This window comes from Klebsiella sp. CN_Kp088, from assembly GCF_040064335.1.
In the GTDB taxonomy this organism is placed as follows: Bacteria; Pseudomonadota; Gammaproteobacteria; order Enterobacterales; family Enterobacteriaceae; genus Klebsiella; species Klebsiella aerogenes.
In genome coordinates, this window is the sequence record NZ_JBEAIQ010000032.1 from 75,859 (window position 1) to 87,379 (window position 11,521).

The 11,521-nt window shown below is 55.8% G+C and carries 11 protein-coding genes; 5 read left to right on the forward strand and 6 right to left on the reverse strand.

Translation table 11 applies throughout. The annotated features are described in order from the left end of the window. The 5 genes from proX (at position 1) to leuA (ending at position 6,625) form a co-directional block, all read left to right on the forward strand. On the forward strand, positions 1-996 hold the full coding sequence (gene proX / locus ABLV08_RS20720) for a glycine betaine/L-proline ABC transporter substrate-binding protein ProX (RefSeq protein ID WP_015370071.1): 996 nt from the start codon (positions 1-3) through the stop codon (positions 994-996). Between the two features lie 445 nt (positions 997-1,441). Continuing rightward, the gene (mprA, locus tag ABLV08_RS20725) at positions 1,442-1,972 is read left to right on the forward strand and encodes a transcriptional repressor MprA (protein ID WP_015370069.1); all 531 of its coding nucleotides are present in this window, start codon (positions 1,442-1,444) and stop codon (positions 1,970-1,972) included. 131 nt (positions 1,973-2,103) lie between these two features. Further along, positions 2,104-3,276: a multidrug efflux MFS transporter periplasmic adaptor subunit EmrA gene (gene emrA, locus ABLV08_RS20730; RefSeq protein WP_032715675.1), complete on the forward strand. Its 1,173-nt coding sequence runs from the start codon at positions 2,104-2,106 to the stop codon at positions 3,274-3,276. Between the two features lie 15 nt (positions 3,277-3,291). Continuing rightward, the gene (gene emrB, locus ABLV08_RS20735; RefSeq protein WP_020078123.1) at positions 3,292-4,830 is read left to right on the forward strand and encodes a multidrug efflux MFS transporter permease subunit EmrB; all 1,539 of its coding nucleotides are present in this window, start codon (positions 3,292-3,294) and stop codon (positions 4,828-4,830) included. A gap of 136 nt (positions 4,831-4,966) precedes the next feature. Next, positions 4,967-6,625 (forward strand): 2-isopropylmalate synthase, encoded by a 1,659-nt coding sequence (gene leuA / locus ABLV08_RS20740; RefSeq protein ID WP_348856220.1) that lies wholly within the window; start codon positions 4,967-4,969, stop codon positions 6,623-6,625. On the opposite strand, the gene ABLV08_RS20745 is transcribed toward leuA, so the two are convergent. From ABLV08_RS20745 to ABLV08_RS20770, 6 genes are all read right to left on the reverse strand, one after another. Continuing rightward, positions 6,622-7,389, reverse strand: a complete 768-nt coding sequence (locus ABLV08_RS20745) for a helix-turn-helix transcriptional regulator (RefSeq protein WP_015370065.1) — start codon at positions 7,387-7,389, stop codon at positions 6,622-6,624. The genes leuA and ABLV08_RS20745 overlap by 4 nt on opposite strands. 48 nt (positions 7,390-7,437) lie before the next feature. Continuing rightward, a complete protein-coding gene (luxS, locus tag ABLV08_RS20750; protein ID WP_015370064.1) occupies positions 7,438-7,953 on the reverse strand; it encodes an S-ribosylhomocysteine lyase in 516 nt (171 codons plus the stop codon). Between the two features lie 163 nt (positions 7,954-8,116). After that, on the reverse strand, positions 8,117-9,673 hold the full coding sequence (gene gshA, locus ABLV08_RS20755) for a glutamate--cysteine ligase (RefSeq protein WP_348856221.1): 1,557 nt from the start codon (positions 9,671-9,673) through the stop codon (positions 8,117-8,119). Positions 9,674-9,739: 66 nt separating this feature from the next. Then, positions 9,740-10,168, reverse strand: coding sequence for a YqaA family protein (locus ABLV08_RS20760; RefSeq protein WP_015370062.1), 429 nt, complete (start codon positions 10,166-10,168; stop codon positions 9,740-9,742). Next, positions 10,165-10,731, reverse strand: coding sequence for a fructose-1-phosphate/6-phosphogluconate phosphatase (yqaB, locus tag ABLV08_RS20765; protein ID WP_020078121.1), 567 nt, complete (start codon positions 10,729-10,731; stop codon positions 10,165-10,167). The genes ABLV08_RS20760 and yqaB overlap by 4 nt, the downstream gene beginning before the upstream one ends. A 126-nt stretch (positions 10,732-10,857) precedes the next feature. Next, on the reverse strand, positions 10,858-11,172 hold the full coding sequence (locus tag ABLV08_RS20770; RefSeq protein ID WP_015370060.1) for a BON domain-containing protein: 315 nt from the start codon (positions 11,170-11,172) through the stop codon (positions 10,858-10,860). Positions 11,173-11,521 lie beyond the last annotated feature (349 nt).

The window sequence follows — 11,521 nt, forward strand, 5'->3', positions numbered from 1 at the left end:
ATGCGACATACAACTCTCCTTGCCACAGCGTTTACCGCCCTCGTCACGACCAGCGCGTTTGCTGCCGAGCTGCCGGGTAAAGGCATCACCGTGAAACCGGCGCAGAGTACTATTTCCGAAGAAACCTTCCAGACGCTGCTGGTCAGTCGCGCGCTGGAGAAACTGGGCTATAACGTCGAAAAGCCGAGCGAGGTCGACTATAACGTCGCCTACACCTCCATCGCCTCTGGCGATGCCACCTTTATTGCCACCAACTGGCAACCGCTGCATGATGATATGTACGCGGCGGCGGGCGGCGATAAAAAATTCTACCGTGAAGGAACCTTCGTCACCGGCGCGGCGCAGGGCTATCTGATCGACAAGAAAACCGCCGAGCAGTACCACATTAAATCCATCGACCAGTTGAAAGATCCTAAGATCGCCAAACTGTTTGATACCAACGGCGATGGCAAAGCCGATCTCACCGGCTGTACCCCCGGCTGGGGCTGCGAAGCGGTCATCAACCATCAGATTGATGCCTATGGGCTGAACAATAAAGTGGTCCATAACCAGGGTAACTACGCGGCGATGATGGCCGATACCATCGCCCGTTATAAAGAAGGCAAACCGATTCTTTATTACACCTGGACGCCGTACTGGGTCAGCGACGTGCTGAAACCGGGTAAAGATGTGGTCTGGCTGCAGGTACCGTTCTCCTCCCTGCCGGGAGAACAGAAAGATATCGACACCAAGCTGCCGAACGGCGTCAACTACGGTTTCCCGGTGAACACCATGCATATCGTCGCCAACAAAGCCTGGGCCGAGAAAAACCCGGCGGCGGCGAAGCTGTTTAGCCTGATGAAGCTGCCAATTGCCGATATCAACGCCGAAAACGCGATGATGCATGCCGGCCATGCTTCAGAAGCCGACATCAACGGCCACGTTGATGGTTGGATTAAAGCCCACCAGCAGTTGTTCGATGGCTGGGTGAAAGAAGCGCTGGCGGCGCAGAAGTAATCTCTCCCTCTCCCCGCGGCGTTTTATCGCCGTGGGGACTGCCTTCCCCTGTACCAACATGAAACGAATATGCATAAAAATGCGTATTTTCTGATTTCCCATTTTAGCGATTGTGAAGCCATCACGCCGTCTGCTAAGGTGAATAACTCTTTCCAGGCGTAATTTTCACCAACGTTATCAATAAGTCACCAATATGGAAACTCCTGCTCCCTGACGTCAGCCCCCGTGACTACCAACACGGGTAGGTTTCGTCGCATTCAGGTTGAGCTTACAGGTGGCGAACAGCATTATTATCCCTACGCAACTCAGCGCTTTAGCCTATGGTTTGGCATGGAAAATCGGCGACTCGCCGGAGATTTTAAGTATTAATAGTGACCAATAATTCATTTGCTTTATTTGTCACAATAGTTATTATATCGGCTGTAATTAATGAGGTTATACCCAAATGGATAGTTCGTTTACTCCCATTGAGCAGATGCTCAAATTCCGCGCCAGCCGCCATGAAGATTTCCCTTTCCAGGAGATTCTCCTCACCCGTCTCTGTATGCACATGCAGGGTAAGCTGCTGGAAAACCGTAACAAAATGCTGAAAGCGCAAGGGATTAACGAGACATTATTTATGGCGCTGATAACGCTTGAGTCTCAGGAAAATCACAGCATTCAACCTTCCGAGCTGAGCTGCGCGCTGGGTTCGTCACGCACTAATGCCACCCGCATCGCCGACGAACTGGAAAAACGCGGCTGGATCGAACGTCGTGAAAGCGACAACGATCGTCGCTGCCTGCACCTGCAGCTGACCGACAAAGGTCATCAATTCCTGCGCGAGGTATTACCTCCGCAGCACAACTGTCTACATCAGCTGTGGTCTTCTTTAAGCACCGCGGAAAAAGACCAGCTGGAGCACATCACCCGTAAACTGCTTGGCCGCCTCGACCAAATGGAAGAAGACGGCGCGCTGGCGGGATCCCTGCGCTAAGCACGGAGCCGCACAATATTTTGAGTTGCAAGGAACACGGTCAGGCCAGCAGATCTTCTGCTGGCCTTTCTGGTAAACAGGTCGGCTCAGCCGATGTGAAATAATAAGAATGTAAAATTGTGGAGAATCAGATGAGCGAAAATGCGGCGAGCCAAACTCCGCAGCAATCAGGCAGCAAGAAAGGGAAACGCAAAGGCGCCCTTCTGCTCCTGACCTTGCTCTTTGTTATTGTGGCCGTAGCCTACGGCATTTATTGGTTTTTAGTCCTGCGTCATTATGAAGAGACCGATGACGCTTATGTGGCAGGGAACCAGGTACAGATCATGGCGCAGGTTTCCGGCAGCGTGACTAAGGTCTGGGCCGACAACACCGACTTTGTGCAACAAGGCGATCCACTGGTCACCCTCGACCAGACCGACGCCCAGCAGGCGTTTGAAAAAGCCAAAACCCAGCTGGCGGCTAGCGTGCGCCAGACTCGCCAGCAGATGATCAACAGCAAGCAGCTGCAGGCGAATATTGACGTCAAAAAAACCGCCCTCGCCCAGGCGCAGGCAGACCTTAATCGTCGTATCCCGCTGGGCGCCGCGAACCTGATTGGCCGCGAAGAGCTGCAGCACGCACGTGACACCGTCGCCAGCGCGCAGGCCGAACTCGACGTCGCCATTCAACAGTACAACGCCAATCAGGCAATCGTACTGGGCACCAAACTGGAACAGCAGCCGGCGGTGCTGCAGGCGGCGACCGAAGTCCGCAACGCCTGGCTGGCGCTGCAGCGTACGCAAATCGTCAGCCCGATTAGCGGCTACGTTTCTCGCCGCTCGGTGCAGCCTGGCGCGCAGATCGGTACCACTACCCCGCTGATGGCGGTGGTTCCAGCCACCAACCTGTGGGTTGACGCCAACTTTAAAGAGACCCAGCTCGCCCATATGCGTATCGGCCAGCCGGCGACCATCATCAGCGATATCTATGGCGATGACGTGAAGTACACCGGTAAAGTGGTCGGCCTGGATATGGGTACCGGCAGCGCCTTCTCCCTGCTGCCAGCGCAAAACGCCACCGGTAACTGGATCAAAGTCGTCCAGCGTCTGCCGGTTCGTATCGAGATAGATGCTAAACAGCTGGCGCAACATCCGCTGCGCATCGGCCTGTCGACGCTGGTTGAAGTAGACACCAGCAATCGCGAAGGCGAGATGCTGGCAAGCCAGGTACGAAGCTCGCCGGTCTATGAAAGTAATGCCCGTGAAATCGGCCTTGAGCCGGTGAATAAACTGATCGACGGTATCATCCAGGCCAACGCCGGATAATTCGGGGTGAGCGTAATGCAACAGCAAAAACCGCTCGAAGGCGCGCAACTGGTCATCATGACCATTGCGCTGTCGCTGGCGACTTTCATGCAGGTGCTGGACTCCACTATCGCCAACGTGGCTATTCCGACCATTGCCGGTAACCTTGGCTCGTCGCTGAGTCAGGGAACCTGGGTCATCACCTCGTTTGGGGTGGCGAACGCTATCTCCATCCCGATTACCGGCTGGCTGGCGAAGCGCGTTGGCGAAGTAAAACTCTTCGTCTGGTCGACGGTGGCATTCGCTATCGCCTCCTGGGCCTGCGGGGTGTCGAACAGCCTGACGATGCTGATTTTCTTCCGCGTGATTCAGGGGATCGTCGCCGGTCCGCTGATCCCGCTATCGCAGAGTCTACTGCTCAGCAACTACCCGCCAGCGAAACGCTCAATCGCGCTGGCGCTGTGGTCAATGACGGTCATCGTCGCGCCGATTTGCGGCCCGATTCTCGGCGGCTATATCAGCGATAACTACCACTGGGGCTGGATCTTCTTCATCAACGTGCCGATTGGCGTGGCGGTGGTTCTCATGACGCTGCAGACCCTGCGTGGCCGCGAAACCCGCACCGAACAGCGGCGTATCGACGGCGTCGGGCTGGCGTTGCTGATTATCGGGATCGGTAGCCTGCAGGTGATGCTCGACCGCGGTAAAGAGCTCGACTGGTTCGCTTCCAACGAGATTATCATCCTGACCATCGTGGCGGTGGTGGCGATAAGTTTCCTTATCGTCTGGGAGCTGACCGACGATAACCCGATAGTCGACCTGTCGCTGTTTAAGTCGCGTAACTTTACCATCGGCTGTTTGTGTATCAGCCTGGCCTATATGCTCTACTTCGGCGCCATTGTATTGCTGCCGCAGCTTTTGCAGGAGGTATACGGCTACACCGCCACCTGGGCCGGTTTGGCTTCGGCGCCGGTCGGGGTGATCCCGGTCATTCTGTCGCCGATTATCGGCCGCTTTGCTCATAAGCTCGATATGCGGCGGCTGGTGACCTTCAGCTTTATTATGTATGCGGTGTGCTTCTACTGGCGCGCGTGGACCTTTGAACCGGGAATGGACTTCGGCGCATCGGCCTGGCCGCAGTTTATCCAGGGTTTTGCGGTGGCCTGTTTCTTCATGCCGCTGACCACCATCACTCTCTCTGGCCTCCCGCCGGAGCGGCTGGCGGCGGCGTCGAGCTTGTCGAACTTTACCCGAACCCTTGCCGGCTCCATCGGTACCTCAATTACCACCACCATGTGGACCAACCGCGAGGCGCTGCACCATGCGCAGCTCACCGAGTCGGTGACGCCGTTCAACCCCAACGCCCAGCAGATGTACGATCAGCTGCAGGGTATGGGAATGACGCAGCAGCAGGCTTCCGGCTGGATTGCCCAGCAGATAACCAACCAGGGGTTGATTATCTCCGCCAACGAAATCTTCTGGGTTTCGGCGGGGATCTTTATCCTTCTGCTAGGCCTGGTGTGGTTCGCCAGGCCGCCGTTCAGCGCCGGCGGCGGTGGCGGGGGCGCACACTAAGTATTAACAAAAGGGATCTGCGGATCCCTTTTTTATTGCCGGACCTTGTCCATTTCGCGCTAGCTTCTGTCCATTTCGCTAAAGCCGCCGATGGGTTATGTCATGCAGGATAAAGCTCCGACTACAGGAGAACACCATGCTGACCAATCCTTGCGAAAAATACAGCCCTTATCCGCCTATCGCCCTGCCCGATCGCCGCTGGCCCGAGCGGCAAATCACTACCGCGCCGCGCTGGCTTTCCACCGATTTGCGCGACGGCAACCAGGCGCTGGCCGAACCAATGGACGCCGCGCGTAAGCTGCAGTTCTGGGATCTGTTGCTGGAGTGCGATTTTAAAGAAATAGAGGTCGCCTTCCCCTCCGCCTCGCAAACCGATTTCAACTTTGTGCGCCAGCTGATTGAGGAGCAGCGCATCCCTGAAGATGTCACCATTCAGGTGCTGACTCAGGCGCGGGAAGAACTCATAGCACGAACCTTTGAAGCGCTGCGCGGCGCCCGGCAGGCGACCATCCATCTCTACAATGCCACCGCGCCGCTGTTTCGCGAGCTGGTTTTCGGCATGGAAAAGGCCGAAGTGATCGAGCTAGCCACCCGCGCCACCCGGCTTATTCGTCAGCATTGCGAGCAGCAGCCGGACACCCATTGGCAATATGAATACTCACCGGAAACCTTCTGTTTTACCGAGCCGGAATTCGCCCTTGAAATATGCGAAGCGGTGGCGGAAATCTGGCAGCCCTGTGGCGAATGGCCAATGATTATTAATCTCCCGGCAACGGTCGAAGTCAACACGCCAAACGTCTACGCCGATCGGATTGAATATTTTTGCCGCCACTTCTCGCGCCGCCAGGATGTGTGTATCAGCGTGCATCCGCATAACGATCGCGGTACCGGCGTCGCCAGCGCCGAGCTGGCGGTGATGGCCGGCGCCGATCGCGTTGAAGGCTGTCTGTTCGGCAATGGCGAGCGTACCGGCAACGTCTGTCTGGTCACGCTGGCGATGAATCTCTATAGCCAGGGCGTGGATCCGCAGTTGCGCTTTACGCAGATGAATCGGGTGGTAGAGATCGTCGAGAACTGCAACCAGCTCCCGGTACATCCGCGTCATCCATGGGCAGGCAGTCTGGCCTACACCGCCTTTTCGGGTTCACATCAGGATGCCATTAAAAAAGGGTTTGATGCCCGTAAACCGGGAGATCGCTGGCAAATGCCGTATTTACCTATCGATCCACAGGATATCGGTTGCAGCTATGAAGCGGTGATCCGCGTTAACAGCCAGTCAGGTAAAAGCGGCAGCGCATGGCTGATTGAGCAGAACCATGGTCTTAAGCTGCCGCGGGCGTTGCAGCAGGACTTCAGCCAGTACGTTCAGCAAGAAACGGATAGCCATGGTAAAGAAATGACCCATAACGCATTATGGCAGCTGTTTCGCAGCCGTTACGGCCTGCTGGCGCAGCCGACGCTGGCGTTACTCGACTATCAGAGCGACGGCCAGCAGGATGGCGAACTGACGTTACAGGCTGCGCTGCGGATGAATGGCGAAACCCGCCGCTTGAACGGACGTGGTAACGGTTTGTTATCCGCCGCCGCCAACGGCCTGAGCGCGCTGTTAAAACGTCATTTCGTTATCAAGGACTACCACGAGCATACCCTCGGGGCGCGCAGCGACAGCCGCTCCGTTGCCTATATTCGCTGCGTCTTTGCCAATGGCGAAAGTCGATGGGGCGTCGGCATTGATAATGACGTTGCCCGCGCGTCGTTACAGGCGTTGTGTAATGCCGTTCACGCCAGGGATTAATCCAACGGGCGAAAATAGTCGCTGGGCGCGGTCCCCATTACCCGGCGGAACATGGCGCTAAAAGCGCTGTGACTGCCGTAACCCAGATCCAGCGCTACCCGTAGTACCGACTGCCCCTGCGCCAGGCGAACCAGCGCCTCCATCAGCTTCGCCCGGCGCACCCATTCGCTCCACGTCAGGCTGGTCTGCTGTTGAAAATGGCGGTTCAGCGTACGCTCGCTCATTCCGCCTGCTTGCGCCGCCTCACGGCTGCCCCATGGTTCACCGGGCGCTTCGCGCACCCGCTGGCATAACCGACGCAGGCTATCGCTATGCGGTTCCGGCAAACCGAAAGGTAATACCGACATCCCGCGAATTTCATCCAGCATCAGCTCATAGATACGTTCATCGCGGGTGCCGGGGAAATAGCGCTCTTCCAGCGCCAGCGACGCGACGATAAGCTCACGCAGCAGCGGTGAGATCTGCACGATCTGGCAGGTAGAGGGCAGATCGGCACGGGCCAGCGGATCGATAAATAGCGTCCGTGCGGCCACATTGCCGGTTATGCGCAACGCGTGCGGCGTATGTGCCGGTAGCCAGACGCCGCGCCCCGGCGGCACGACCCAGAATCCGACCGGCGTTTCCACCCGAACCACGCCGCTGAGAATATGCAATAACTGAGCGCAGTCGTGGCAATGCATTGGTTCGCTATCGCCGTGGGCGTAATCATGGGCAAATGGCACCAGAGCGCGGTGCTGGAAGGAAAAGGAGAGCGTTGTCGACATGATAAGCGGAGAGCGGCCCGACGCGATGGCCGGGCCGACACAAGCGCACTAGATGTGCAGTTCTTGCAGTTTTTCTTTCGGCAGCGCCAGTTCATCGTTGCTGTTGATGCGAACATCACGCTCAATGATGTGGCGGGCGATATCCTGCGCTTCCTCCAGCGAGTGCATGGTGTAGGTTCCGCACTGGTAGACATTCAGCTCAGGGATCTGATTCTGATCTTTGACTTTCAGCACGTCAGCCATCGCCGCTTTCCAGGCATCGGCCACGCGTTGCTCTTCCGGCGTACCAATCAGGCTCATGTAGAAACCGGTACGGCAGCCCATCGGAGAAATGTCGATAATTTCCACGCCATTACCGTTCAGGTGATCGCGCATGAAACCAGCAAACAGGTGCTCCAGTGTATGAATACCGCGCTCCGGCATCACTTCCTGGTTCGGTACGCAGAATCGCAGATCGAAAACGGTGATTTGATCGCCGTGCGGCGTGTTCATTTTCTTCGCGACGCGCACCGCAGGCGCTTCCATTCGGGTATGGTCGACTGTGAAACTATCTAACAACGGCATTCTTCACCTCCGATAGTGATTTTTTTTAAAATAAAATGAACTCTTCGTTCAACAGCGAGTCTGAGTATATGAAAGACGCGCATTTATTATCATCATCATCCCTGAATCAGAGATGAAAGTTTGGCCACAGTGATGTGGCCTTTTTCTTTTGTAGCGCTTTTTACTACGCGTGTCGTGCTAAAAGTGCCTCGAACGGCTCGCTATCTTCCGCTTCCACTTTCTTCTGTCGCGCGACCGACGCATCACGTTCGGCGATAAAATCTTCTTCGCTTAAAATTTCCAGCGGTTCATTGCGCAGCATCGTACGATACTCATCAGCCAGCTTACGCCCGGTACCGCCAATCCCTTCTTCAATCATAGAACGCAGAATGCGCGCTGAGAACGTTAATTCCGGATCGTCAAAGCACGCCAGCAGCTCATCGCACACTTGTTGATAGGCCTCGCCGCCGTGGATGCTGTCCAGCGTTTGCGCCACGCGACGTAAATCACGGAACAGATCTTTACCCACCTGCGCCAGCGGGAACTGCGCGCTTTCACAGCCAATCCCCAACGTCAGGCCCGGTTTACGGCCCTCAAGAATCACCCGGTTCCAGTTAGTGCGGGTACACAGCAGTTCGCTGCTGCTCATCTCCGGCGCATCGGCCAGCACGCACCAGACCATAAACAGATCGAGGAAGCGCACCTGCTGCTCATCCACGCCGATCGGCGAGAACGGGTTGATATCCAGCGAACGCACTTCGATGTACTCGATGCCGCCGCGCAGCAGCGCATCGGACGGCGTTTCACCGCTACGGGTCACGCGTTTCGGGCGAATCGGCGCGTACAGCTCGTTTTCAATCTGCAGAATATTGCTGTTGATCTGCAGATGTTTGCCGTCTTTCTCAAGACCGATTTTAGCGTACTCTTCCGATGGCGTTTTAATCGCCCGCTTCAATCCTGCCACATACTCGTGCAGATCGTTAAACGTAATTCCGAGATTGCTTTGCGACTTATTGGTATAACCGAGGTCGCTAAGACGCAGAGAAGTGGCGTATGGCAGGTAATACATGCCGTTTCCGGCCTTCTCAAACGGCAGAGTCGTCGGTTTACCCTGCAGGAACGAGGAGCAAATCGCTGGCGACGCGCCGAACAGGTACGGGATCACCCAACCGAAACGGTAGTAGTTACGAATTGAGCGGAAATAACCGGCGGAAATCGCCTCTTTGCCGCTTTCGGCATCTTCCACGCCGCACTTGGCCTGCCAGAACGCCATCGGCAGCGAAAAGTTATAGTGCACGCCAGAAATGGTTTGCATCAGTGCGCCGTAGCGGTTTTTCAGCCCTTCGCGATACAACGTTTTCAGCCGGCCAACGTTAGAGGTGCCGTATTGCGCCAGTTCAATATCCTGACCCGGCGCGATATAGCACGGCATGCTCAGCGGCCACATCCGCTCGTCGCCGAGCTGGCGGGCGGTGAAGCGATGCACATCGCGCAGGAAAGTCAGCATATGATCGACATCGCCATCCACTGGAGTAATAAACTCCAACAGGGCTTCGGCAAAATCAGTAGTAATCCATTTATGGGTCAGCGCCGAACCTAAAGCTAAAGGATGGCCGGTCGTGGCCAGCGTGCCGTCGACGTTAACGCGCAGCGTTTCACGCTCAAGCCCACGTTTAATGCCTTGCAGCGCCTGCGGATTTTTTTCCAGCCAGGCCAGCGCCTGTGATACATCCGGGATCAATTTGACCTCCCGCCTGTCGAAATCGTTTGAATTAGCATAATTGTAATGGTTGAACAATCAGTCCAATTAGTGCCACCACGTCATGCCCTGAAGGGTTGCCGCCGCAATGACGATATAACGCAACGCCTTACCAAGGCATAAAAAAAAGAGCACTGGTCCCCAGGAAATGCGCATCCATCCCGCTAGTAAACACAGCAAATCGCCTATAACAGGCGCCCAGCTCAATAATAATGTCACCGCGCCATAGCGTTTAAGCCAGCCGGTTGCCCTCTCCTGCCAGCGCGATTGCTTGCGCAGCGGAAACAGGCGCCCCAGAATAACGTTAGTTACCCCTCCAAGGCTATTGCCGATTGTTGCTATTAATACCAGCATCCACGGTTGACTTGCCCCCGTAAGAAGCATAGCAACCAGCACCACTTCTGAGTTACCGGGCAGTAAAGTGGCGCTTAAAAAGCTGCTGGCAAAAAGCGACAGGAGCGACAGCGCGTCGCTCACAACAGACGCACATCCACAGCATCCATACCCGCGCGCTTCGCCGCCTCCAGACCGAAGTCGGCATCCTCGAAGACCACGCAGGTTTCCGGTGCGACGCCCATGCGCTCCGCGCACAGCAGGAAGGTATCGGGCGCAGGCTTATGCTGCGCCACGTGATCGGCAGCCACCACCGCGGAGAAGTAGTGACGCAGGCCAAGATGCGCCAGCAGCGCTTCGGCAACAGCGCTTTCGCTACCGGTACCGACCGACATCGGGCGACGGCCATGCCACTCTTTTACCACCTCTATCAGCGGTAACGGGCGTACGCTATCCAGCAACATCGCTTTGACGGCGACGGTCTTTTCCTGCGCCAGACGATGCGGATCTAAATCAGCCTGATTCAGCTCGATAATCGCCTGGGCAATACGCCAGGTTGGAGAACCGTTGAGCGCGACCACGGCCTGCTCATCAAAACGCATACCGTAACGGCCCAGTACTTCACGCCATGCCTTACGATGCGTCGGCTCGGTATCGAGGATGGTGCCATCCATATCGAAAATCAGTCCTGCGTAACGTTGGTACATCGTGTTCTCACAAACCGGATAAGGAAACGTTACTGTATCGCAAAAGGCGGGTTTTGTCGCGGGGGAGCCAGAGACAGCAAAGGCGCCTGCAGGCGCCTTAATCAACTCGGGATAGCGAAAACGGTATTATTTGATTCGCAGGTCGTTCTCAACCACGCGCACGCCCTGCACGCGACGGGTGACCTCTACCGCCCGTTTAGCGCTCTCAGCCGACGATACGAAACCGCTCAGCTGTACGCGGCCTTTAAAGGTCTGCACGCTAATTTCTGAGGATTTGATATCTTTTTCGTTAAACAGCGCGCTTTTTACCTTGGTAGTTACCACGGTATCGTCAATATAACCGCCGGTGCTTTCTTTGGTGGACGATCCGGCACAGCCTGCCAGAGATACGGCGACCAGAAGCGTTGCGCAAAAGGCAGGTATTGCTTTGAACCATTTCATTGATTTCTCTCCTTGCATTCATCACACCCGGTTCAGGTAGATCTACAGGGATAAATTATAGTGGAAAGAGCGACTTGCCAATAAGAAATGTGTTGATTATCGAGGAGATAAAATGCGTCGTACTGATGGGATGAAAATTGGAGAGTTTTATTGAAGAGAAGATGGTGCATCCGGGAGGATTACTCGGCTACGCCTCGCCCTACGGGCCGTTGCTGACGCAACGTTATCCTTCCTGGTACTCGCGATAATTTCGCATACCATGCAACAATCGAGATTGCTGTTACTGAGGAGAATATGGTGCATCCGGGAGGATTCGAACCTCCGACCGCTCGGTTCGTAGCCGAGTACT